Below are 23,679 nucleotides of genomic sequence, written 5' to 3'. Positions count from 1 at the left end.
TGAATAATCAGCCTTTGATCCCGTAATGCTCCAGCATTGCATCCAGCTGCGGCTCGCGGCCACGGAAGCGCTTGAACAGTTCCATCGGCTCTTCAGAACCGCCACGGGTAAGGATATTATCGAGGAACGATTGTCCGGTCTGACGGTTGAAAATCCCTTCATCTTCGAAGCGAGAGAAGGCATCTGCCGCCAGTACGTCTGCCCACAGATAGCTGTAGTAACCCGCTGCGTAGCCACCAGCAAAAATATGGCTGAAGGCATGCGGGAAGCGGCCCCACGTTGGGCCCGGCACCACGGCGACCTGTTTTTTAATTTCCGCCAGCGTCTCGAGGATTTTAGCCCCTTGCTGCGGGTTAAACTCCGCGTGCAGACGGAAATCAAACAGACCGAACTCCAGTTGACGCAGAATAAACAGCGCTGCCTGGTAGTTTTTCGCCGCCAGCATTTTATCCAGCAGTTCCTTCGGCAGCGGTTCACCGGTCTCAAAGTGACCAGAGATAAACGCCAACGCTTCCGGCTCCCAACACCAGTTTTCCATAAACTGGCTCGGCAGTTCGACCGCATCCCATGGCACACCGTTGATACCGGAAACGCCCGCGGTTTCGACACGGGTCAGCATATGGTGCAGACCGTGGCCGAACTCGTGGAACAGGGTGATCACTTCATCGTGGGTAAACAGCGCAGGTTTACCGTTCACCGGACGGTTAAAGTTACAGGTCAGGTAAGCGACCGGCTTTTGCAATGTGCCGTCTGTCTTACGCATCTGGCCGACACAGTCGTCCATCCACGCCCCACCGCGTTTGTGTTCACGGGCATACAGATCAAGATAGAAGCTGCCACGCAGCTCGTTGTTTTCGTCGTACAGCTCGAAGAAACGAACTTCCGGATGCCAGACGTCAACATCGGTGCGCTCTTTGGCGGTGATGCCATAAATACGTTTAACCACTTCAAACAGGCCGTTAACGGCTTTGTTTTCCGGGAAGTAAGGACGCAGCTGCTCGTCGCTGATGCTGTAGAGATGCTGTTTTTGTTTCTCGCTGTAGTAAGCGATATCCCATGGCTGTAGCTCATCAACACCAAATTCCGCTTTCGCGAAGGCGCGCAGCTGAGCCAGTTCTTTCTCACCCTGCGGACGGGCACGTTTCGCCAGGTCGGTCAGGAAGTCGAGTACCTGCTGCGGGTTCTCCGCCATTTTGGTAGCCAGAGATTTAAAGGCGTAGCTCTCAAAGCCCAGCAGTTGTGCCAGCTCGTGGCGCAGCGCGAGGATCTCTTCCATTATCGGGCTGTTGTCCCATTTGCCCGCGTTTGGCCCCTGGTCAGACGCGCGCGTGGAGTAAGCGCGATACATCTCTTCACGCAGCCCCTGGTTATCACAGTAGGTCATCACCGGCAGGTAGCTTGGGATGTCCAGCGTTAACAGATAGCCTTCCTGCTCTTTGGCTTCAGCCTGAGCTTTTGCGGCGGCCAGCGCGCTTTCCGGCATCCCGGCAAGTTCCGCGTCGTCGGTCACCAGCTTAGTCCAGCCCATCGTAGCATCGAGGACGTTATTGCTATACAGGTTACCAAGCTCAGACAGGCGGGTAGCGATCTCACCATAGCGCTGCTGTTTTTCCTTCGGCAGACCAATACCAGAAAGCTCAAAATCGCGCAGCGCGTTATCAACCGCTTTTTTCTGTGCAGTGTTCAGAGTGGCATAATGATCGCCATCACGCAGATCGCGGTACGCTTTGTACAGGCCTTCATGTTGTCCAACCCAGGTGCTGTATTCAGACAGCAGCGGCAGCGTTTGTTCGTAGGCTTCACGCAGTTCCGGGCTGTTTTTCACCGAATTCAGGTGACTAACCGGAGAGAAAATACGCCCCAGCACATCGTCGACTTCTGCCAACGGCTGACAGAGATTTTCCCAGGTGTACGGCGCGCCCTGCGCAACCACGCGCTCAACATTTTCACGGCAATCGTTCAGCGCCTTAGTGACGGCAGGCACAACGTGCTCAGGCTGAATTTTAGAAAACGGCGGCAGTTCGAAGGGAGTCAGCAATGGATTGGTCATTAGCGCGGTCCTGTTGAAAAGAGTGAATGAAGCGCGTATCCGGCGCTGTGCATATTAATTTGTACAATGGGGTTAAGTGTAGAGGATTTCAATGCTAACCGTGACGGAAAGACGCCCGGTAGCGCTGCGCTTACCGGGCCTACGGGTAATCTGTGCCGATCTGCTGTAAACTGTGGCAAATCGTCATTTCAGCGGAATTTCATTACCCATGCTCAGTTATCGCCACAGTTATCACGCAGGCAACCACGCCGACGTCCTTAAACATACCGTTCAGAGCCTGATCATCGAGTCGCTCAAAGAGAAAGAAAAACCGTTTCTCTATCTGGACACCCATGCTGGCGCTGGCCGTTATCAGCTGAGCAGTGAGCATGCCGAACGTACCGGTGAATATCTGGAAGGGATCGCCCGCATCTGGCAGCAGGACGATTTGCCTGCAGAACTGGAACCCTACATTGGCGTGGTACAACACTTCAACCGTAGCGGTCAGTTGCGCTACTACCCGGGCTCTCCGTTAATTGCTCGCCAGCTGCTGCGCGAACAGGACAGCCTGCAATTAACTGAACTGCACCCGAGCGACTTCCCTCTGCTGCGCGGCGAATTCCAGAAAGATGAGCGCGCTCGCGTGGCCAAAGCCGATGGTTATCAGCAGCTGAAAGCAAAATTACCGCCGGTTTCCCGTCGAGGGTTGATCCTTATCGATCCACCCTACGAAATCAAAAGCGACTACCAGGCAGTAGTGACCGGTATTAACGAAGGCTACAAACGTTTCGCGACCGGCACCTATGCGTTGTGGTATCCAGTGGTTCTGCGCCAACAAATCAAGCGCATGATCCGCGATCTCGAAGACACCGGTATCCGCAAAATTCTGCAAATTGAGTTGGCGGTGCGCCCGGACAGCGATCAGCGTGGCATGACGGCGTCCGGCATGATTGTGATTAACCCACCGTGGAAGCTGGAGCAGCAGATGAACAACGTCCTGCCGTGGTTGCACAGCAAACTGGTTCCGACAGGAACCGGGCATACTTCCGTAAGCTGGATCGTGCCGGAGTAATCGCAGCCATCGGTGGAACCTTTTAATATCAGGTATACAATCGCGAATATTTTGGCGGATGGCGTAACGCTTCTCCGCCCTACAATGAACATAAAGGAGCGGTCATGACCAAGCACTATGATTACATCGCTATTGGCGGCGGCAGCGGCGGTATTGCCTCCATTAACCGTGCAGCAATGTACGGTCAAAAATGCGCACTGATTGAAGCCAAAGAGTTAGGCGGCACCTGCGTTAACGTTGGCTGCGTACCGAAGAAAGTGATGTGGCATGCCGCACAGGTCCGCGAAGCGATCCACATGTACGGTCCGGATTACGGTTTCGACACCACCATCAATAAGTTCGACTGGGATAAACTGATCGCCACGCGTACCGCTTATATCGATCGTATTCATACCTCGTACGACAACGTGCTGGGCAAAAATAATGTCGATGTGATCAAAGGCTTTGCCCGCTTCGTTGATGCAAAAACCATTGAAGTGAATGGTGAAACCATCACTGCCGATCATATTTTGATTGCCACCGGCGGGCGTCCGAGCCATCCGAACATTCCTGGCGTGGAATACGGTATTGATTCTAATGGTTTCTTTGAGCTGCCAGCGCTGCCAAAACGTGTAGCCGTTGTTGGCGCAGGCTACATCGCCGTTGAACTGGCTGGTGTGATTAATGGCCTGGGCGCAGAAACTCACCTGTTCGTGCGTAAACACGCGCCGCTGCGCAGTTTTGATCCGATGATCGTCGAGACGTTGGTTGAGGTGATGAACGCCGAAGGCCCGACTCTGCATACTCACGCGATTCCAAAAGCGGTTGTTAAAAACGCTGACGGCAGCCTGACCCTGCAACTGGAAGATGGTCGTAGCGAAACGGTAGACTGCCTGATTTGGGCGATTGGTCGTGAGCCAGAAACGGACAACTTCAATCTGGCTGTTACCGGCGTGAAAACCAATGAAAAAGGCTACATCGTCGTTGATAAATTCCAGAACACCAGCGTGCCGGGTATTTATGCCGTCGGCGACAACACCGGTGCCGTTGAACTGACGCCGGTTGCCGTTGCCGCGGGCCGTCGCCTGTCCGAGCGTCTGTTTAACAACAAACCGGACGAACATCTGGACTACAGCAACATCCCGACCGTGGTCTTCAGCCACCCGCCAATTGGCACCGTGGGCCTGACCGAGCAGCAGGCTCGCGAACAGCACGGCGATGACCAGGTGAAAGTGTATAAATCATCATTTACCGCGATGTATACCGCTGTCACCTCACATCGTCAGCCGTGCCGCATGAAGCTGGTTTGCGTCGGTCCGGAAGAGAAAATTGTCGGTATTCACGGTATTGGTTTTGGAATGGATGAAATGCTGCAAGGCTTCGCGGTCGCGCTGAAAATGGGCGCAACCAAGAAAGACTTTGATAACACCGTTGCGATTCACCCAACGGCGGCAGAAGAATTCGTTACCATGCGTTAAGCAATAAATAAACCGGATGGTGCTTTGCCATCCGGTTTTCTCTTATTTACCCTGCATATATGGCGTATACACGCCGTTTAAGCTTTCGAGGAACGCCACGATATCGTCGATATCTTCCTGCGGCAGTTCTTTACCCACCTGATAACGCAGCATCAGTTTTACCGCACCATCGAGCGTAGGCACATCACCGCGATGGAAATAAGGCGCGGTCAGCGCAACGTTACGCAAGCCCGGGACTTTTTGACGCAGCTTGTCACGTAATTCATTAGTGACGTTCATGCGGCCAATATCTGCGGCAGTGACCTCACCGAAATTAAAGTCCTTTTTCAAACCCAATGGCTCAAATGAGCGCCCGCCTAAAATAATACCGCCATGACAGGTCGCACACTTATTATCTTTAAACAATTGATAGCCATGTTTCTGCTGAGCAGTTAACGCCGCTTCATCGCCGCGAAGCCATTTATCAAACGGCGAATTTGGCGTAATTAGCGTTTTCTCAAACTCAGCAATCGCATCGGTAATATTATCCCCGCTGAATCCCTGCGGATAAACCGCGATAAACTCTTGCTTCAATTGCGGATCTTTATCCAGTTTCTGGATAATTTCATCCCAGGATTTAGACGCCATTTCGATAGGGTTCAACGGCGGGCCGCCTGCCTGCGCCTGCAGTGTTGGCGCACGACCATCCCAGAATTGTTCAACGTTGAAGACCGAGTTAAACACCGTCGGCGCATTAATCGGGCCAACGGCGCCGCCTACGCCGATCGACGTTTTCCGGCCATCCACGCCGCCTGCATTCAGGGCGTGGCAATGCGCGCAAGAAATCGTGCTGTCACCTGAAATACGCGGGTCGTGGTAAAGCGTAAAGCCAAGCGCCACTTTGCGGGCATCGGTTGGGATGCTTTCCGGTATCGGCTGCACAGGTTCATTACGATGCTGCGTGGCGGTATCGTTACTGGCGTAATACTGCTCACGCTGTTTCGCAATCCAGCCCAGGATCTCGGCTCGCTCCGTATCGCTGACCTTGCCAGCCCAGTGCAATGCGGTATAACGCGTCGGTGGCATGGTGTCGTACTGCATCACCCATTCAATTTTATTCAGGTCGCTTTGCGAAACGGGTTTATCTGCGACCAGCGCCGCACGAACGGCTTCAAGATTGAATGATTTGTATCCCAGTTGAATATCATAATTCATCAACTGCTTAGCGACAGGAAAAGAAGAATAGAAAGGTAATTCAGCTGAAGGCGTGTGACAATAATCGCATCCTTTTTCGCGTAAAAATCCTAATACCTTATTATTTTCTTCCAGCGTAGAGGCCTGAACATCTGCCTGTTTGCTACGTTGATTATCGTGATACCACACATAACCGGATAATCCAAAATAACAAATCACGATGCCAGCTATGGCAATCGCGGTAAGACGGGTAATGATTTTCATTATTTTACCCTCACCGTTGTGAGTTATTGTGACCCAGAAAAATTAGAATAATTAATGCACAGTCTTTGTCAGACCTGACCATCATAGGAAATGAGGGAATTACTATTTTGATAAGTATCAAGCAATTACATGGGGGAGAACTATCAATAGAATAGCCTGCGCCTATTATAGAGATAAGGCGTTACCTGTCTCTGTTCACACCTCGTTGCAATCGAATGCTCTGAAAATGGAATATATTCAGATCATGCAGAAATTTGAATTATCCATTATTTTCATTGGGATAGTCTGATTCTTTAAATTTTGCTCAGCATTAAAACGTGATCAACCGCACGCTTTACTCACCCGACACCGAAGCGAATGTCTACGCTTAACTGACGACCGGGCAATAGCCTTAATCTTTCAACGTCCATCGGAGGTCTTTCTCATTATGCTCAACCAGAAACTACCCCACGCCCCTTCTGAAGAAATGACGATCGACATCGATCTGCTTTATGAAATGGATCCGTGCGAGTTAAAGCTGGATGAAATGATTGAGGCAGAGCCTGAGCCGGAGATGATTGAAGGGCTCCCCGCTTCAGATGCGTTAACCCCTGCCGATCGTTATCTCGAACTGTTCGAACACGTCCAGTCATCCAAACTGTTTGCGGATAGTAAAACCTTCCCAGATTGTGCGCCCAAAATGGACCCGCTCGACATTTTAATTCGCTATCGCAAGGTTAAACGCCATCGGGACTTCGATCTGCGACGCTTCGTCGAGAACCATTTCTGGCTCCCGGAAACGCCCTCCAGCGAATACGTTTCTGACCCGGAAAGTTCGCTGAAAGAGCATATCGATCAACTGTGGCCGGTGCTGACGCGCGAGCCGCAGGATCATATTCCCTGGTCCTCGCTGCTGGCGTTACCGCAGTCATACATTGTGCCAGGCGGGCGTTTTAGCGAAACCTACTACTGGGATTCCTACTTTACCATGCTGGGTCTGGCAGAGAGCGGTCGCGAAGATCTGCTGAAATGTATGGCAGATAACTTTGCCTGGATGATTGAAAACTATGGTCACATCCCGAACGGCAACCGCACTTACTATCTGAGTCGCTCACAGCCGCCGGTATTTGCGCTGATGGTGGAACTGTTTGAAGAGGATGGCGTACGTGGCGCGCGTCGTTACCTTGATCATCTAAAAATGGAGTACGCGTTCTGGATGGATGGCGCCGATTCCCTGGTGCTCAACCAGGCCTACCGCCACGTGATCAGAATGTCGGACGGCTCTCTACTTAACCGCTATTGGGACGATCGTGATACGCCGCGCGATGAATCATGGCTTGAAGACGTTGAGACCGCCAAACATTCGGGTCGCCCGCCCAATGAAGTGTATCGGGATTTACGCGCAGGCGCGGCCTCCGGCTGGGATTATTCCTCGCGCTGGCTACGCGACGCGGGCCGCCTTGCCAGCATACGCACCACACAGTTCATCCCGATTGACCTGAACGCATTCCTCTACAAGCTGGAAAGCACTATCGCCAATATTTCCGCGCTAAAAGGTGACAAAGAAACGGAAGCACTTTTTCGCCAGAAAGCCAGCGATCGTCGTGATGCGGTAAACCGCTATCTCTGGGACGATGAAAACGGCTGCTATCGCGATTACGACTGGCGGCGCGAACAAATGGCCCTGTTCTCTGCCGCCAGTATTGTGCCGCTGTATGTCGGTATGGCAACGCATGAACAAGCCGATCGGCTTGCTAACGCGGTTCGCAGTCGCCTGCTAACGCCCGGTGGCATTTTAGCCACGGAGCATGAAACCGGTGAACAGTGGGATAAACCCAACGGTTGGGCGCCGCTGCAGTGGATGGCGATCCAGGGCTTCAAACTGTACGGTGACGACCATCTCGGGGATGAAATTGCCCGTAACTGGTTGAAAACGGTGAATCTCTTTTATCAGGAACACCACAAGCTTATCGAAAAATACCACATAGCCGACGCCGCGCCGCGCGAAGGCGGCGGCGGGGAATATCCGTTGCAGGACGGCTTTGGCTGGACCAATGGCGTGGTGCGCCGACTCATCGGTTTGTATGGCGAACCCTAGCGGCTGACGGTCTGAGTCATCAGGCTTTCAGTTAATTGCATCGTACAGCTCGGCGTGAATTTTCTGCCATTTCTTGTTCTCAGGGCTTGGCTGGGCGCGAACACGCAGCTCGGCCTGCTCAAGATCATATTGCTGACGCGCAACGACCGCAGGCACGGAACAAAAACTTTGCAGATAACTTTTATGCAGCGAAGTGAGCGATGCCCCATTCGACATCGCATGGCTGAGCGTAGTCATAAACTGTCGGCATGGTTTGCTTTCATCCATCTGCGAAGGGTAACGCAGCAGCAGTCTCAACACCTCAGTATTGCCCGCCGAAAACGCCTGCTCCGTCCACGCCAGCTTCCAGTCCATCCCGCCCTGCAGAAAAAGTGACGTCACGCGGGTGTCATTACGATCTATAGCCGCCCGCATGTTAAAGGCATCCCAGGTGATGCCCATTCGGGTCACCGCCTCCCGTGCGCTAGGGGCATCACGCCGTGGCTCCTCTTGTACGATTTCAACGGACTGTCCGGAAGACGCCTGTGGCGCTGGCGAAGTAAATAACCAGAACGCACCCAGCGAAATCGCCAGCACCATCACGCCGACCGCTACCCACAACATACCGGAAATCAGCTGTTCACGTTCTTCCGCCGTGCGCTTGGCCCGCTTTTCCGGCGGATCAATGCTGTCTGCGATTTCATGCTTATCGCCTCCCGCTTGCTCGTCTTTTTGCTTTGCTGTTTCCCAAAACTGGCGGACCATGGCCTCATCAGATTCCAGATACGACGCAGGATTAATGCGCGTACGCCGTTCTTCAAATGCCCGTTGCACAGGATGAGTTATCTGTCGGTACTGGTAGTCCAGCAATATCAGTTGTACCGACGTCAGCGGCTGCTGCGCGATAACGCAGTTACGAGCCAGGCGGCAATCATCCAAAAACATGCGTAGCGTGATGCGCGGCTCAACAAATGACATGAGCACTGAAGTATCGTTAAAAATCTGCGTAAAGTGGCGAACGAATAATTTCTTATCGACGACCATCAGTGCCAGCTCGCTAAACATCATACCGTCCAGCGCATCTCGTCCTTCGCCCAACTTTAGCCAGCGACGCAGACGTTCACCACCAAAGTGCTGTTTCAGAAAGCTGTTGAGAGGATGTTGATCCGGCCATACCCGTGCAATCAGAGATTTGAGGGTTAATTCTATTGCGCGAAGTTGACGCTGCGCCCGCATCTGAGCATCCGGCTCCACAGGTGCAATTTCGGTTTGATACTTCAGGATGGGCTGTTGCTGGCGTAATTGTTCCAGAGAAGCCACAAAGCGCAGCGCTGAAATCAGCTGGTTTTCACTGACGTCCTGGCCATTTTCATATTGGGGTACACTCTGTTGAAGATGACGTAGCCGCAGAGTGAACTGGCTCAATTGCGCATCATTCATCTGCAACCGTCTGGCGACAGCCCCCCAGCCGCCCAGATTCAGTCGTGCCTGATCCAGCTGTTCGAGAAACCACCGCGGGTCTTTGCCTTCTGCGGCATGTACGCCTAGCAGCAGTAATATTTCTACCGACGCCTGGCGGATAATCCCCAGACAATGTTCAAAGGGTGTACATGTCGCTTGTAACGCGCTATTGGTCATCATCTTCCCTAAAAGGACCCAAAACGTGCGGCCTCACAATGGTATGTAATTATCTTTTTTAAACGCAACGTTGTGCCGATGTAGACTAGAACACATTCATATAGCAAATAAATAAGTTTTACAGTGACTTCCGCACAATCATTGAAAATTATTCTGGAGATAAGCCTATGCCTGTACTGCAAACATCACGTCTGCTCTGCCGCCCACTGACAGAAAATGACTGGACGTTCTTCTTAACGCTACAGCAGAACCCAGATGTGATGCGTTTTGTCGCTGACGCACGTACTGAAGAGGAAGTACGGACAGCCTTCGACTCCCGCCTGCCTGAATGGTTTCCCGGCAGCCCGCACTGGCTATGTCTGCTCTTGTGCGATAAGACATCGGGAGCACCGCTTGGCGTGACCGGATACATTCAGGAGAACAATGAATGTTCCGAGGTTGGCTTTCTGCTCGCCCCAGAGGCGCAGGGTAAAGGTTATGGCGCTGAATCTCTGCATGCCGTGTGTGAATACGCCTTTGCCAGCGGCGGTCTGCGGCGACTGACCGCCTGTGTCACCGCAGGAAACGAAGCCTCACGGTGTCTGTTGGAAAAGGTCGGGTTCATTCATGAAGGCACGCTACGCGCAAGCTACTGGCTACATCAAACCTGGCACGATGACTGGATTTTTGGTCTGTTAAAACAGGAATATCAGCCGCCCAAGGCATAGGTCGTTTTGCGGTAAATACTGGCTGTCAGGCAACTAGCGTAACGGCGTGGTTTTTTTAGAATAGGTCTCTTTGCACAGAGATGATTATGCCGCTGCGTTCGACACATTTCACGCCCGCCTGTATCGCATTTATTAAGCAATGGCAGGGCCTGTCGCTGGAAAAGTATCAGGACAAAAAAGGCATCTGGGTCATTGGTTACGGGCACGAAATCTCCGCCAATGAATCCTTTGATACCCCAATTACGGTGATGCAGGCAGAAACATTGCTGCTCGCAGATATGAGTATCTGCGAGGCATTCATCCATAAGGAAATGACGCAAATAAAAGACAGGTTTCAGCTGGAAGCATTAATTACGTGGATATTCAGCGTGGGAATTACCCAATTTTGCGCTAAAAATATCTGGCCGGTGTCTATTTCACAGCCAGAAATATTCTGACTGTGAAATATGTTCCTAGTAAATGGTGTTGTTTAACATCATTGCCGCCTGCGTACGGTTTTTTACCTCCAGGCGCTGATACAACGACTCAAGATGGGCTTTTACCGTTCCGGTACTGATATTTAACAGTCGACCAATTTGTTTATTAGATTCTCCGGCGGCCAGCATGGTCAAAATCTCCCGCTGGCGCGCGCTGAGCAATCTGATATTTTGCCCACCGCTTTCGGTAGCGGTTATGCAGTCTCTGGGGATAAACATCATACCCATCGCGACGCTATTGAGGGCCAGCGTAAAGGTTTCCGCGTCAGAATCGCGCGGAACAATGGCCAGCACGTTCAGTTTAGTGACCTCTTGCAACCATTTTTTACGGCAGTCCGTTGCGGTCACCAGCACCTTCACCATCGCAAAGCGCTCTGCTATCTGTTGCAGCAAGCTACAGCAGAACTCAGCATCAAGGTCGCCATCCAATATAACTAATGCCTCGGGTTTATCTTCCAGCGTCAGCCAAAGTTCATCTGCCTGACTGACACCCTGAACATCCACTCCTGGAATACGTTGCTGCAAACTTACATTCATTCCATGAATAAATATTGACTGCCTGTCAAACATTACTACCTGCATTATTTATCTCCATCCGAATAGGATATTAGCCTTAACATGCGGAAGGGTATTACCCATAGGGTAAAATAAGAAGTCACCATTTGGCGGGGGCCATTTTACCGATAGACAGAGAAGAAAGAAGCAGAAGTTATGAATAGTTACAGCTCAACCCGAAGGATCATACAAAGGAACAAAAACAGGTTTGAAAACTAGGGAAAGTCTTAATATTCGATGCTCATGATAAGACAATGAATATTAATTAATATGATTTTATATTTTTAGCTAAAAATAAGATATCAACGACAATGGATAAATCTGTTACAAAATACAATCTAGCATTAAGTGCTTATTCAACGCATGCCGTGACCTGTTGAATAAGCACCTTATGGGTTTACAGGAACATTCCGCCGGATACCTCGATACGCTGTGCCGTCATCCAGGCCAGTTCATCGCTGAGCAGCGCAGCAATGGCGTCGCCAATATCATCAGGTAAACCAACGCGTCCCAGCGCCGTTTGCGATGCAATGTACGCATTCAATTGCGCATTATCCCGCACATTTCCGCCGCTAAAATCCGTTTCTATTGCGCCTGGCGCAATAATATTCGCCGTTATGCCGCGCTCTCCCAGCTCTTTTGCCTGATAACGGGTTAGCACTTCCATCGCACCTTTCATGGCTGCGTATGCGCTGTAACCCGGTAGCGCAAAGCGGGCAAGCCCGGTAGAGACATTGAGGATGCGACCACCTTTATTTATCAGCGGTAGCAGGCTCTGCGTCAGGAAAAAGGGCCCCTTAAAATGGATGTTCAAAAGTTGGTCAAATTGCGCTTCAGTAAATGCCGGATACGGTGCGTTGATGCCGATTCCCGCATTGTTCAACAAATAATCAAACGCGTTACTTTGCCACTGCGTTTGTAACGTTCCCTGCACCTGTTGAACAAACTGAGGGAATGTAGAAATATCGCCGACATTTAACGGTAATGCCGCCGCTTTACCGCCAGATTGGCGTATTTCACCCACAACCTGCTGCGCTTCTTTTTCATTGCTGTTCCACGTCAGGATAATACCGATTCCTTTACTCGCCAGCTTCAGCGCCGCGTTTTTACCGAGTCCGCGGCCGCCGCCAGTCACCAATGCGATACGTTGCGTCATAAGAAACCTCATTTCAGGTGTTGTGAAGATTGAGACAAAGCTTATTAGGTGATAGAAGAACAATAAATACTGCTAACTGCGCATTACTGTTTCATTTAGAACAACAATAGGGCATGAGAATGGATAAAATTCACGCAATGCAGTTGTTCATCCGCGTCGCAGAACTGGAGAGCTTTTCGCGCGCCGCAGACACCCTCGGACTTCCTAAAGGTAGCGTATCGCGCCAGATCCAGGCTCTGGAAAATCATCTGGGCACGCAGTTGTTGCACCGCACCACCCGCCGCGTTCAGCTCACGCAAGACGGCATGATCTATTACGAACGCGCGAAAGATCTGTTGAGTAATCTGGATGAGCTGGATGGGCTGTTCCATCACGATCCGTCCAGCATCAGCGGCAAGCTGCGCGTTGATATGCCGGTCGGTGTAGCAAGAAACCTGGTGATGCCCCGCTTACCGAGCTTTTTGCATCAGTATCCGGGCCTGGAACTCGAACTCAGCAGCAGCGACCGCCTGGTGGATTTGATCCGCGAAGGTTTCGACTGTGTGGTACGCGTGGGCGCGCTGAAAGATTCAGGGCTGATTGCGCGTCCGCTGGGGAAACTCACGCAGATTAACTGCGCCAGCCCGCAATACCTCGCCCGCTTTGGTTATCCGGAAAATCTGGAGGATCTTGCCTCGCATGCGGTGGTGCACTACTCGGTCAATTTAGGAACGCGTGCGCAAGGTTTCGAAGTGGCGACAGAAAATGGCACGCAATGGGTTAAAACCGGCGGCATGCTAACAGTAAACAGTACCGAAACCTATCACGCGGCATGCCTTGCCGGTCTGGGCATTATTCAGGTGCCGCGCGTTGGCGTGCGTGATGCCCTGCGCGCCGGTACGCTGGTCGAAGTGTTGCCGCAATATCGCGCCGAGCCAATGCCAGTCTCTTTGCTTTATCCGCATCGGCGCAACCTCTCCCGCCGGGTACATCTGTTTATGGAATGGCTGACTGGTGTGATGAAAGACTATGTGGATTAGTCCATTTTTCAGGATGCGCCCCTGAGCAGGCTATAATGTCATGAGTGAACAAAATAAGGACAACCGATCGGATGACGCAGGAACAAGACGCAAAACACCCTACGCCAGAACATAAACCAGCCTCCGCCGAGCCGGAGAAAAACGCTAAAGCGAACCAGGCGCTGAAAACGGCTCTGACCTTCGCCGATAAAATTCAACGTCAGCCCATCATCGCCCATCTTATTCGTGCCGCAGAGCGGTTTAACGATCGTATGGGAAATCAGTTTGGTGCCGCCATTACCTACTTCTCGTTTCTGTCGATGATCCCAATCCTGATGGTGTCGTTTGCCGCCGCGGGTTTTATTCTCGCTTCGCACCCTACGCTGTTGCAGGATATCTTCAGCAAGATTTTGCTGAACGTCAGCGATCCGACGCTCGCTTCTACGCTGAAAAACACCATCAATACCGCCGTTCAGCAACGTACCACTGTAGGTCTGGTAGGGCTTGGCATCGCGCTCTATTCCGGCATTAACTGGATGGGGAACCTGCGCGAAGCGATTCGTGCCCAGTCGCGGGATGTTTGGGAACGTACGCCGCAGGATCAGGAAAAAATTTGGGTCAAATATCTGCGTGATTTTGTTTCCTTGATTGGCTTACTGGTTGCGCTGATTGTTACTCTGTCCATTACCTCTATCGCCGGTTCCGCCCAGCAGATGATTATCACTGCGCTGTATCTCGACGGTATCGAATGGCTGAAACCCGCCTGGCGGCTGATCGGCCTGACCATCTCTATTTTCGCCAACTACCTGCTGTTCTTCTGGATTTTTTGGCGGCTACCGCGTCACCGACCGCGTAAGAAAGCGCTCATCCGCGGTACCTTTATCGCGGCACTGGGGTTTGAAGTCATCAAAATGATCATGACGTATACGCTGCCATCACTGGTGCAGTCGCCGTCAGGCGCAGCATTTGGTTCCGTGCTTGGACTGATGGCGTTCTTCTACTTCTTCGCTCGTCTGACCCTGTTTTGCGCAGCCTGGATTGCCACGGCGGAATACAAAGACGACCCGCGTATGCCGGGGAAAACACACCGCTAATCTTTGTTAACTGGCCGGATGGCGCTACGCTTATCTGGCCTACGGGAGAGTTTTGTAGGCCGGATAAGCGTAGCGCCATCCGGCAATTATAATGCCGCCTGTTCTCACTGATTTAGTGAATAAATCCAACCCGTAACTTTTATTTAACCAAAAACCAGTTTTATCATCCAAGTTTTAAATTGTGTGAAGCATTTCATGGAAGTGAAATCTCAAGCCTAAAAATTATCCCCTTTTTGCTCTATTTTTGACCAATCTCAAAGTTTGTTACAGATTGAAATGTCTCTTTTGCTGTGCGTAATATGACCTTTCGTTCGGCCAAAAATAAGAAAATATTATGCAAGCAACAGCCACAACACTCGACAACGAACAGGAACACACCCCGGTCAACTCGCGCAATAAAGTTGTCGTCGCCTCGCTCATTGGCACCGCCATTGAGTTCTTCGACTTCTATATTTACGCCACCGCCGCGGTGATCGTGTTTCCCCATATATTCTTCCCGCAGGGGGATCCGACCGCGGCTACGCTACAGTCCCTCGCCACTTTTGCTATCGCCTTTGTGGCCCGACCGATCGGTTCTGCGGTATTCGGGCATTTCGGCGATCGCGTCGGCCGTAAAGTCACGCTGGTTGCTTCACTACTCACAATGGGGATCTCGACAGTCGTCATTGGCCTGCTGCCGGGCTATGAAACTATCGGCATTTTCGCCCCACTGCTGCTGGCGCTGGCGCGTTTTGGTCAGGGTTTAGGTCTGGGCGGTGAATGGGGCGGCGCAGCGTTGCTGGCGACGGAAAACGCGCCACCGCGCAAACGCGCGCTGTACGGATCATTTCCGCAGCTGGGCGCGCCTATCGGTTTCTTCTTCGCCAACGGTACCTTTCTGCTGCTCTCCTGGCTGCTGACCGACGAACAGTTCATGAGCTGGGGCTGGCGCGTACCGTTCATCTTCTCCGCGGTGCTGGTGATTATCGGTCTGTACGTCCGCGTTTCGTTGCATGAATCCCCGGTCTTCGCCAAAGTAGCCGCGGCGAAAAAACAGGTGAAAATCCCGCTGGGTACTCTACTGACAAAACATGTTCGCGTGACGATCCTCGGCACGTTCATCATGCTGGCGACCTATACGCTGTTCTATATCATGACCGTCTATTCGATGACGTTCAGTACCGCCGCAGCGCCTGTAGGGCTTGGCCTGCCGCGTAATGAAGTGTTGTGGATGCTGATGATGGCGGTCATTGGTTTTGGCGTCATGGTACCGGTGGCGGGCCTGCTGGCCGATGCGTTTGGTCGCCGCAAGAGCATGCTTATCATCACCACGCTGATCATTCTGTTTGCGCTGTTTGCCTTTAAACCGCTGCTCGGCTCTGGCAATCCGGTGCTGGTGTTCGCCTTCCTGTTGCTGGGCTTAAGCCTGATGGGTCTGACATTTGGCCCGATGGGCGCACTGCTGCCGGAGCTGTTCCCGACCGAAGTGCGCTATACGGGGGCGTCGTTCTCGTACAACGTTTCGTCAATTCTCGGCGCATCGGTTGCCCCATACATCGCCGCATGGTTGCAGGCGAATTATGGTCTGGCGGCTGTCGGTACGTATCTGGCATCGATGGCGGCGTTAACGCTGATTGCACTGCTGTTGACCCACGAAACCCGCCATCAGTCGTTGTGATTCTTTTGCCGGATGCGGTGTAACCACCTTATCCGGCCTGGGTTGAGCATGAAATCCAGGCCGGATAAACATCCGGCCAGACATCACTTCTTCATCTGTGACAGGATCGTCCGGCACTGATTCGCGTCACCCTCTGACGGCGAAATCAGCGCCAACAAGGCCGCCGCAGGAGTGACTAACGTGGCTAATGCGGCAGCAACCGCACCGCGCGCAATCAGCGGTCCGGCCTTCACGCCAGCCTGCGGATTCTTAAAGGTGCCGCGAACATACAGCGGCGAACGCAGAGTAATAATACGAATCCCTTTGCTCTCCGGATCGATGGTTAAATCCAGTTGCTCCGACGCAAAGCTCGCCGTACCAGTGACATTAATGACTGCGTTTTCCGTGTCGAAAGCAAAAATCTGCGGACGCGCCACGCCGTTAACAATATCCAGATTCGCCGCCGCGCAGTTCACCCGCACTTCGTCATCACCAAATATCTGCCCGACAAGATAGTTCCCCAGATTCAAGCCCACAATTTCCATCAGATTCCGGCTGATCAAGCCGTCATTCATCAGCAGTTTCAGGTTGCCATTGCTGTTACCCAGCAGCGCCGCTACCGAGTTTCCACTTCCGCTAAACCGGGCGTCCCCGTTCATTTCACCGAGCGTTTTCTGCATCAGTTCCACATCGGGCATCAGCGCTTTTAGCTTCAGCCGCCGCGCCTGAATATCCGCCTGCCCCCGCATCGGCTTTTTATCTCCTTCCAGATGGATGCTGGAGACAATGCTGCCTCCCGCAAGACCAAATTTCAGCGGTTGCAGGCGCAGGTCGGCATTTTTCAGGATGATATGAGTGGAGAGATCGCTGATCGGCAGGCTACTGCCATGCTCAATACGCCGTCCTTTGAAACGCACGTCAGCGTCCATCACGTTCCATTTATCGGTTTCAAAACGGTCATACGGCAAGACCTTGTCCACAGGCTGAACGCTCTTCTCACCTTTGCGCTGTTCAGATTGTTTTGCCCGTTCCGCCCCTTTACCTGAATCCACCCCGATCAGCGGCCCCAAATCGGCCAACCTCAGCTGGCGTGATTCCACATCCCCCTTCAGCATGGGTCGCGGTTTACCGGTGGTATAGGCCAGCGTTCCGTGAATATCGCTATCGCCAATGCGGCCATTAAAATCGCGGTAATCAAAAACAGAGGATTTTTCCGGGTCGATTTTTGCCACCAGACGCCCGTCGGTTTCAAACGGCGGCGTATCCGGGAGCAGTACGCCGGTCAAATCGTACAAATCCCCTAGCGAATCTCCCGAGAATTTAAGCCGCAGATCCGCCCCGCCCATGTTCATCGGATCGTTTATCGTGCCGATAAACGCTACGCGCGTATTGCCCGAACGGAAATCAGCCTGAATCGGGAAAGGCGTATCTTCGCCACGCAGCGCCAGCATTCCGCCTATTTTTCCGCTACCGCTTAGCGGTTCACCGTTATATCGCCCTTGCGCTTTCAGCCCAAACACGTAGTCCTCGACGTGGGCGTTGCTCTCTTTACCTTTTGCGCCGGTCACTTCGCTAAAGGGTAACGGTTTACCCAGCGGATCGACCAGGATCTCAATCTCCGACTTCGTCACCTTATCGTTAATGGCGATGCGTCCCTGGTCGAACAGAATGTTATCCAGCCGGAAAGACCACGCGGATGGCGGCGCATCAGGATCGCGGTTTTCGTCTCCAGCTAAGTTAAAGGTCCAGTTATTGTTTTTCTCCGACAGGCGGATCAGCCGCGCATCGGGTTTGACCAGCTTGACCCACGGGAGCCAGACGGTTTTTGTCAGCAGTGCCAGCGGGGCGAACGTAGCTTCAACGCGCGGGAGATGCACCATGGTGACGTCAGGAATATCTGGCGGGTTGCCGAGAATAATATCTTCAGCATGAACATGCGGCCACGGAACCCAGCTACGCCAGCCGGTTTCCTGATTCTGGCGTTCCCAAACCACGCCCAGGTCACCCCGTATAGCAAAGGGCCGATTGAGTTCTGTAGAGACTTTCTGGTTGATGGTCGGTTTGAGCCGATTCCAGTCAAATGTCGCAATCACAATGATGAGTACGACGATCAACAACAAGAAAACCCCTATTACTGAAGTGGTTATTTTACCTGTTTTCGTCATGTCTAACCTCCTTACTTCCTTCCTTGCCTGTCCTAAAGATAGTCCAGCAGGATGAAAAGGAGGTGCGCTATGCCCTCATCAAAGCGACAGAATTACGTCTTCGAGAGTATCCAGGGGCACTGGACGAGAGAGAAAATAGCCTTGCGCCGCGAAAGCCGGTGAGTTTTGCACATCGCGCCACTCTTCCAGCGTTTCAACGCCTTCGACAATTACGCCGCGGCAATAGCGGTTCATCAGCTGTAATAGTAGCGTGAAGAGATTACGGCCCTCCGGCGTCTTGCGCAGCATGACGAACAGGTCTCGCGCCACTTTGATATAGTCATAACTCACTTCACTAAGCGCCGAGAAGTTCGCCATTCCGGTACCAAAATCATCCAGCCAGAGCGGGCCGAACTCGCACATTGAGGCGAAGGATGACCCCTTCGGTAAGCGGATATGTTCCACTAGCTCAAAACGCAGCCACGGCAGGCCTTCAATGATTTTCAGGATTTCGGGATCCTGGCGCATCGCAATGAGCGTTGGTCCGTCGACGTTCACAGAAGCCAGCAGGTTGTTGGCTCTGAAAAAGCCCCCTTTCAGCTCAAGTTGAAGAAGTTGCTCTTTCACCACATCAACACGATGTCGGACGGTTACTTCGGCAAAATAGCGGTCTGGCGCAATACGTTGGGATGGATTATCAGGATGGCTCACGACAGTCAGCAGTTCAACGGCCATCAGCCGTCCGTTGGTCTGGTAAATTGGCTGGTAGGTGTAAGCACGCTCGCACTGCAGCCAATAGCGTCTCTCCTGCAAGCTTTCAATACTCGCATCGGGCGTAATGAGCTGCTGGGTAACCTGCTTTATCATCTGAGATGTCCTGTAAATAAGAGTGTGACTGACCGGACTCGTCAAAGGTTATCGGCGCTCAGACGCAGAACTTTACGTTCAGCTGTGCGCAAAAATAAAAACTAAGCGGCAAAAACAACGCAGAACACGTGCTGGCTCAAAAAAATAATGGAACGATGTTTTAATATAGTTGACCACTTAACACCCACAGCGCACACTAACGCTAATTTTTTTCAGAGCAGGTTACGACTATGTCCAGAAAGATTGCCGTGATTGGCGAATGCATGATTGAGCTGTCACAGAAAGGCGCTGACGTTCAGCGCGGATTCGGTGGCGACACGTTGAATACATCCGTTTATATCGCCCGTCAGGTCGATGCGGCGGCACTTTCCGTACACTATGTGACTGCATTGGGTACCGACAGTTTTAGCCAACAAATGCTGGAGTCCTGGCAGGGTGAAAACGTAGACACTTCATTAACCCAGCGCATGGAAAACCGCCTGCCAGGTCTCTACTACATTGAGACCGACAGCACTGGCGAGCGCACCTTCTATTACTGGCGTAATGAAGCCGCCGCAAAATTCTGGCTGGAGAGCGAGCAGTCTGCCGCGATTTGCGAAGAGCTGGCGACATTTGACTATCTGTATCTGAGCGGAATCAGCCTGGCGATTTTAAGCCCGGCAAGTCGTGACAAGCTGCTGTCATTGCTGCGTGAATGCCGTGCCAACGGTGGAAAAGTCATTTTTGACAATAACTACCGTCCACGCCTGTGGAGCAGTAAAGAAGAGACCCAGCAGGTGTATCAGCAAATGCTGGAATGCACCAATATCGCATTCCTGACGCTGGACGATGAAGACGCACTGTGGGGTGAAAAACCCGTTGCCGAGGTAATTGCCCGTACTCACGCGGCTGGCGTACAGGAAGTGGTTGTGAAGCGTGGCGCAGACTCTTGCCTGGTTTCCATTGCAGGCGAAGAACTGATCGACGTTCCGGCCGTTAAATTGCCGAAAGAGAAAGTGATCGATACCACTGCGGCCGGAGACTCCTTCAGCGCCGGGTATCTGGCGGTCCGTCTGACCGGTGGCGATGCCGCCGAAGCCGCAAAACGAGGCCACCTGACGGCAAGCACCGTCATTCAGCATCGTGGGGCGATTATCCCCCGCGACGCCATGCCGCAATAATTTATTGTTCCTGTAGGCCGGATAAGGCGTTAAAGCCGCATCCGGCACTGGGTAAGCCGGGAGCGCTTCGCTTGCCCGGCCTACAGGTTACGATACCCTTTACTGTACAGGCGGGATATCCGTCACTTCAGGGTGTGATTCATCCGTTTCAACAGACGTTGCCGCTGCAGTAACGGGCGCCATAATGCTATCCCACGTCGCCTGCAGATCCTTCATATTGAATTCAGGTTCGCCCTTCGGCTGCAGCAGAATTAACGCCATATCTTGCGATAGCTGCTGACGCAGGTCCTGATTCAGCATCTCAACGCTCAGGCTGTTGAGGAAGCTCTGGCGTAAACGCTGGTACTGTTCAGGCGCAATATCCACCACCTGATTTTGCAGCGAGCGCAAACGCTGGCTGATCAAAATATCGGTATCGGTACGACCATAGGTGGCAAACAGCTTCTGCAGTTCCAGATTCTTTTGCGCTACCAGCGCATTGAACTCTTCTTCCGGCAGTCCCTTATCACGCACTTTCGCCAGCTCACGCGCAACCGTACCCAGATTGGCGTTCAGCTTATCGTTCGGCGACTCAACGTTAATCGCGCACTGCGCGCGCAGGAACAGCACCCGGCAGTCAAATCCGAGGCCAATGTCTTTGGCATTGTTTTTGGTTAGCTCTTGCTGAATGTGCCAGAACAGCGCCTCACGCGCTAAATCAGCGCGCCAGTAACGTAACAGCGCGGCAGATTCACGGATCGGCTGCCACGGCGTATCCCACATAATAGACAGGCGATCCTGGCGTACCGCATCGGTCATAATACTCACGGCTTCAGCTCGCAGCGGAGAGAGCGTGGGAACCGGTGCAGGCGTTTCGCGTTTTCCTTTTAACTCGCCAAAGGTTTTATTGATTTGCTCAGCTACGCTGCGTGCATCAACGTTACCGACGATGATCAGCGTCATCGCGTCCGGGGTATACCATTTCTGGTAGAAAGACTGAATTTTCGACGCGTCTACCGGCGTTTTCAGCGGATCGGCGGGATCGTGCCCCAACAGGGTCGATCCCTTCAGACGGTAACGCCACCACCCTTCTTTGGTATCTGACGGCCAGGTTGCAACCATATCTTCGCTATTCAGCGCATGATTGACCGTTTCAGAGGTAATGCTCAGTTTACCGGAGATATTCGCCAGATAAGAAAGTGACTCTTTCAGTAGATCGTTACGGCTGTTAGGCAGACTGAGGTTATACAACGTGGAATCATAGGAAACGATAACCGGCGGCATGGGACGTTTGGGATCGAACCCCTGCTGCCACAGTGAACGGGCTTGCGAGGCATCGAGGCCACCGCTTTGCGTCAGCGCGATACGCGGGATCGCATGGCTGAAACCACTCTGTTGCGCACTTTCGGTGAGTGAACCGGTATTAACCAGCAGGCGAACCTCAATACGGTCGCTCGGGCGCTGGGGAGTGGCTAACACTTGCCACTGTAAACCATTTGCCAGCGTGCCCTGTTGCCATGCTGGATCAGGCTGGAGCGCATCTGCCTGCACATAGCCGGCAGTGGCCATCATCAGCAAGCCGCCCGCTAAAAGTCGAATTTTTGTGCCCTGCATGTGAACCCCTGATCAACTATCCTGGAAATAAAAAGACAGCCCTCGAAAGGACTCTCTGAATATGACGTTAAAAACACTTCGTGTTAGACCGCGAGAACATAAAAATGTCACGGAAGAAGTGAAAAAATCCCGAGCCGCCGAATCGACGGTTTCAGGCACAGGGGGTAATTATGCGCAAACGCCCGCAGTCCTGGAAGGGACTACGGGCATAAGTGACGAGATTAAGAGGATAAATCGTGCGTTTTGCCATCCGGCGCACGATTATTCAACGTGTCATCCAGCTTTTTGGTATCTAATTCTTTCACCCATTTAGCCACAACGACTGTTGCAACACCGTTACCAATCAGGTTGGTCAGCGCACGGGCTTCAGACATGAAGCGGTCAATACCAAGAATCAGCGCCAGACCAGCAACCGGCAAATGCCCCACCGCAGAGATAGTCGCGGCCAGAACAATAAAGCCACTCCCGGTCACACCCGCTGCACCTTTTGAGGAGAGCAGAAGCACCACCAGCAGGGTTATCTGATGGAAGATATCCATGTGGCTGTTGGTTGCCTGAGCGATAAACACCGCCGCCATTGTCAGATAGATTGATGTCCCATCAAGGTTAAACGAGTAGCCCGTGGGTATAACCAATCCGACAACCGACTTCCGACAGCCCAGTTTTTCCATCTTATCGAGCATACGCGGCAGCGCGGACTCGGAAGAAGAAGTCCCCAGAACGATCAACAGTTCTTCACGGATATAGCGGATGAATTTAAAGATACTGAAGCCAGTTGCGCGGGCAATTGAACCCAGCACCAGCACCACAAACAGAATACAGGTGATGTAGAAGCAGATGATTAGCTGACCCAGTTGCACCAGCGTTCCGACGCCATATTTACCGATGGTAAAGGCCATAGCACCGAAAGCACCGATCGGCGCCAGGCGCATGATCATATTAATGATGCCGAAAATAACCTGCGAGAAACTTTCAATCACGTTGAAAATCATCTGGCCCTTGCTGCCCAGACGATGCAGCGCAAAACCAAACATTACCGCAAACAGCAATACCTGCAGGATGTTACCGCTGGCAAACGCGCCGATGACGCTCGCCGGGATAATATCCATCAGGAAACCTACGATCCCCTGGTCTTTTGCCTGTTCGGCGTACATCGCAACCGCTTTGGCATCCAGTGTCGCCGGATCGACGTTCATCCCGGCACCCGGTTGCACCACGTTGACGATGATGAGGCCGATGATCAGCGCAATGGTACTAACAATTTCAAAATAGAGCAGTGCAACCGCGCCAGTGCGGCCTACGGCTTTCATACTTTCCATGCCTGCAATGCCGGTAACGACAGTACAGAAGATGACAGGTGCGATGACCATTTTGATGAGCTTAACGAAAGCATCACCAAGCGGCTTCATTTGGGCGCCTAATTCAGGGTAGAAATGGCCAAGGAGAATACCTATGGCAATCGCTGTCAGGACCTGAAAGTAAAGGCTTTTGAATATAGAGGTTTTCATAGGGTGTCCTTAAAGTAAAAACCACAGGCCTTGTAAGGTTTTGTTTAACCTGCGGCCTTAAGGTAACACCCACACAACTTGACAGAAATGTACCTG

General features: G+C 52.3%; 18 protein-coding genes. 9 read left to right on the top strand and 9 right to left on the bottom strand.

Going from position 1 to position 23,679, the window contains the following annotated elements:
* Nucleotides 1-7: 7 nt before the first annotated feature.
* Nucleotides 8-2,050, bottom strand: a complete 2,043-nt coding sequence (gene prlC / locus IB222_RS01040) for an oligopeptidase A (RefSeq protein WP_149280765.1) — start codon at nucleotides 2,048-2,050, stop codon at nucleotides 8-10.
* Nucleotides 2,051-2,258: 208 nt separating this feature from the next.
* Here prlC and IB222_RS01035 point away from each other — a divergent pair, with 208 nt between their 5' ends.
* On the top strand, nucleotides 2,259-3,101 hold the full coding sequence (locus IB222_RS01035) for a 23S rRNA (adenine(2030)-N(6))-methyltransferase RlmJ (RefSeq protein WP_126317261.1): 843 nt from the start codon (nucleotides 2,259-2,261) through the stop codon (nucleotides 3,099-3,101).
* A gap of 104 nt (nucleotides 3,102-3,205) precedes the next feature.
* Entirely contained in the window at nucleotides 3,206-4,558 is a 1,353-nt protein-coding gene (gene gorA / locus IB222_RS01030) for a glutathione-disulfide reductase (protein WP_003827456.1), read from the top strand.
* 42 nt (nucleotides 4,559-4,600) lie between these two features.
* Here gorA and IB222_RS01025 read toward each other — a convergent pair whose 3' ends face one another.
* On the bottom strand, nucleotides 4,601-5,995 hold the full coding sequence (locus IB222_RS01025; RefSeq protein ID WP_003827455.1) for a cytochrome-c peroxidase: 1,395 nt from the start codon (nucleotides 5,993-5,995) through the stop codon (nucleotides 4,601-4,603).
* Nucleotides 5,996-6,422: 427 nt separating this feature from the next.
* On the opposite strand from IB222_RS01025, the gene IB222_RS01020 reads away from it, so the two are divergent.
* A complete protein-coding gene (locus tag IB222_RS01020) occupies nucleotides 6,423-8,072 on the top strand; it encodes an alpha,alpha-trehalase (RefSeq protein WP_003827453.1) in 1,650 nt (549 codons plus the stop codon).
* Nucleotides 8,073-8,099: 27 nt separating this feature from the next.
* On the opposite strand, the gene IB222_RS01015 is transcribed toward IB222_RS01020, so the two are convergent.
* On the bottom strand, nucleotides 8,100-9,689 hold the full coding sequence (locus tag IB222_RS01015) for an STY4199 family HEPN domain-containing protein (protein ID WP_063941877.1): 1,590 nt from the start codon (nucleotides 9,687-9,689) through the stop codon (nucleotides 8,100-8,102).
* A gap of 167 nt (nucleotides 9,690-9,856) precedes the next feature.
* Between IB222_RS01015 and IB222_RS01010 the strand changes: the two genes are divergently transcribed.
* Nucleotides 9,857-10,396, top strand: coding sequence for a GNAT family protein (locus IB222_RS01010; RefSeq protein WP_149384393.1), 540 nt, complete (start codon nucleotides 9,857-9,859; stop codon nucleotides 10,394-10,396).
* An 86-nt stretch (nucleotides 10,397-10,482) separates the two neighbouring features.
* Nucleotides 10,483-10,833: a lysozyme gene (locus IB222_RS01005; RefSeq protein ID WP_148361349.1), complete on the top strand. Its 351-nt coding sequence runs from the start codon at nucleotides 10,483-10,485 to the stop codon at nucleotides 10,831-10,833.
* Between the two features lie 15 nt (nucleotides 10,834-10,848).
* On the opposite strand, the gene IB222_RS01000 is transcribed toward IB222_RS01005, so the two are convergent.
* Nucleotides 10,849-11,454, bottom strand: a complete 606-nt coding sequence (locus IB222_RS01000; protein WP_003827446.1) for a response regulator transcription factor — start codon at nucleotides 11,452-11,454, stop codon at nucleotides 10,849-10,851.
* Between the two features lie 370 nt (nucleotides 11,455-11,824).
* Nucleotides 11,825-12,583, bottom strand: a complete 759-nt coding sequence (locus IB222_RS00995) for an SDR family oxidoreductase (protein WP_003827444.1) — start codon at nucleotides 12,581-12,583, stop codon at nucleotides 11,825-11,827.
* Between the two features lie 119 nt (nucleotides 12,584-12,702).
* On the opposite strand from IB222_RS00995, the gene IB222_RS00990 reads away from it, so the two are divergent.
* From IB222_RS00990 to IB222_RS00980, 3 genes are all read left to right on the top strand, one after another.
* Nucleotides 12,703-13,602: a LysR family transcriptional regulator gene (locus IB222_RS00990; RefSeq protein WP_003827442.1), complete on the top strand. Its 900-nt coding sequence runs from the start codon at nucleotides 12,703-12,705 to the stop codon at nucleotides 13,600-13,602.
* 71 nt (nucleotides 13,603-13,673) lie between these two features.
* Complete coding sequence (gene yhjD, locus IB222_RS00985) at nucleotides 13,674-14,675, top strand: inner membrane protein YhjD (protein ID WP_148361348.1); 1,002 nt, start codon at nucleotides 13,674-13,676, stop codon at nucleotides 14,673-14,675.
* 334 nt (nucleotides 14,676-15,009) lie between these two features.
* On the top strand, nucleotides 15,010-16,332 hold the full coding sequence (locus IB222_RS00980; protein WP_003023312.1) for an MFS transporter: 1,323 nt from the start codon (nucleotides 15,010-15,012) through the stop codon (nucleotides 16,330-16,332).
* An 83-nt stretch (nucleotides 16,333-16,415) separates the two neighbouring features.
* Here the strand turns inward: IB222_RS00980 and IB222_RS00975 are convergent, their stop codons facing one another.
* Nucleotides 16,416-18,476, bottom strand: coding sequence for an AsmA family protein (locus IB222_RS00975; RefSeq protein ID WP_149384392.1), 2,061 nt, complete (start codon nucleotides 18,474-18,476; stop codon nucleotides 16,416-16,418).
* A 78-nt stretch (nucleotides 18,477-18,554) separates the two neighbouring features.
* On the bottom strand, nucleotides 18,555-19,322 hold the full coding sequence (gene pdeH / locus IB222_RS00970; RefSeq protein WP_149384391.1) for a cyclic-guanylate-specific phosphodiesterase: 768 nt from the start codon (nucleotides 19,320-19,322) through the stop codon (nucleotides 18,555-18,557).
* Nucleotides 19,323-19,552: 230 nt separating this feature from the next.
* On the opposite strand from pdeH, the gene IB222_RS00965 reads away from it, so the two are divergent.
* Nucleotides 19,553-20,482, top strand: coding sequence for a sugar kinase (locus IB222_RS00965; RefSeq protein WP_008786409.1), 930 nt, complete (start codon nucleotides 19,553-19,555; stop codon nucleotides 20,480-20,482).
* Nucleotides 20,483-20,581: 99 nt separating this feature from the next.
* Here IB222_RS00965 and IB222_RS00960 read toward each other — a convergent pair whose 3' ends face one another.
* Together IB222_RS00960 and dctA are read right to left on the bottom strand one after the other, a co-directional pair.
* The gene (locus IB222_RS00960) at nucleotides 20,582-22,075 is read right to left on the bottom strand and encodes a pitrilysin family protein (protein WP_003827432.1); all 1,494 of its coding nucleotides are present in this window, start codon (nucleotides 22,073-22,075) and stop codon (nucleotides 20,582-20,584) included.
* A gap of 221 nt (nucleotides 22,076-22,296) precedes the next feature.
* Nucleotides 22,297-23,583, bottom strand: a complete 1,287-nt coding sequence (dctA, locus tag IB222_RS00955; protein ID WP_003827429.1) for a C4-dicarboxylate transporter DctC — start codon at nucleotides 23,581-23,583, stop codon at nucleotides 22,297-22,299.
* Between the last annotated feature and the right edge of the window lie 96 nt (nucleotides 23,584-23,679).

Source organism: Citrobacter sp. C13, assembly GCF_014596815.2.
GTDB classification, from domain to species: domain Bacteria; phylum Pseudomonadota; class Gammaproteobacteria; order Enterobacterales; family Enterobacteriaceae; genus Citrobacter; species Citrobacter portucalensis.
Note: the sequence above shows the minus strand (reverse complement) of the source record. Positions and strands in the feature narration are given on the sequence as shown.

Bases quoted from the DNA above. Each gene is read 5' to 3' on its own strand.
- prlC (WP_149280765.1), bottom strand. From the start codon at position 2,050: ATGACCAATCCATTGCTGACTCCCTTCGAACTGCCGCCGTTTTCTAAA.
- IB222_RS01035 (WP_126317261.1), top strand. From the start codon at position 2,259: ATGCTCAGTTATCGCCACAGTTATCACGCAGGCAACCACGCCGACGTC.
- gorA (WP_003827456.1), top strand. From the start codon at position 3,206: ATGACCAAGCACTATGATTACATCGCTATTGGCGGCGGCAGCGGCGGT.
- IB222_RS01025 (WP_003827455.1), bottom strand. From the start codon at position 5,995: ATGAAAATCATTACCCGTCTTACCGCGATTGCCATAGCTGGCATCGTG.
- IB222_RS01020 (WP_003827453.1), top strand. From the start codon at position 6,423: ATGCTCAACCAGAAACTACCCCACGCCCCTTCTGAAGAAATGACGATC.
- IB222_RS01015 (WP_063941877.1), bottom strand. From the start codon at position 9,689: ATGACCAATAGCGCGTTACAAGCGACATGTACACCCTTTGAACATTGT.
- IB222_RS01010 (WP_149384393.1), top strand. From the start codon at position 9,857: ATGCCTGTACTGCAAACATCACGTCTGCTCTGCCGCCCACTGACAGAA.
- IB222_RS01005 (WP_148361349.1), top strand. From the start codon at position 10,483: ATGCCGCTGCGTTCGACACATTTCACGCCCGCCTGTATCGCATTTATT.
- IB222_RS01000 (WP_003827446.1), bottom strand. From the start codon at position 11,454: ATGCAGGTAGTAATGTTTGACAGGCAGTCAATATTTATTCATGGAATG.
- IB222_RS00995 (WP_003827444.1), bottom strand. From the start codon at position 12,583: ATGACGCAACGTATCGCATTGGTGACTGGCGGCGGCCGCGGACTCGGT.
- IB222_RS00990 (WP_003827442.1), top strand. From the start codon at position 12,703: ATGGATAAAATTCACGCAATGCAGTTGTTCATCCGCGTCGCAGAACTG.
- yhjD (WP_148361348.1), top strand. From the start codon at position 13,674: ATGACGCAGGAACAAGACGCAAAACACCCTACGCCAGAACATAAACCA.
- IB222_RS00980 (WP_003023312.1), top strand. From the start codon at position 15,010: ATGCAAGCAACAGCCACAACACTCGACAACGAACAGGAACACACCCCG.
- IB222_RS00975 (WP_149384392.1), bottom strand. From the start codon at position 18,476: ATGACGAAAACAGGTAAAATAACCACTTCAGTAATAGGGGTTTTCTTG.
- pdeH (WP_149384391.1), bottom strand. From the start codon at position 19,322: ATGATAAAGCAGGTTACCCAGCAGCTCATTACGCCCGATGCGAGTATT.
- IB222_RS00965 (WP_008786409.1), top strand. From the start codon at position 19,553: ATGTCCAGAAAGATTGCCGTGATTGGCGAATGCATGATTGAGCTGTCA.
- IB222_RS00960 (WP_003827432.1), bottom strand. From the start codon at position 22,075: ATGCAGGGCACAAAAATTCGACTTTTAGCGGGCGGCTTGCTGATGATG.
- dctA (WP_003827429.1), bottom strand. From the start codon at position 23,583: ATGAAAACCTCTATATTCAAAAGCCTTTACTTTCAGGTCCTGACAGCG.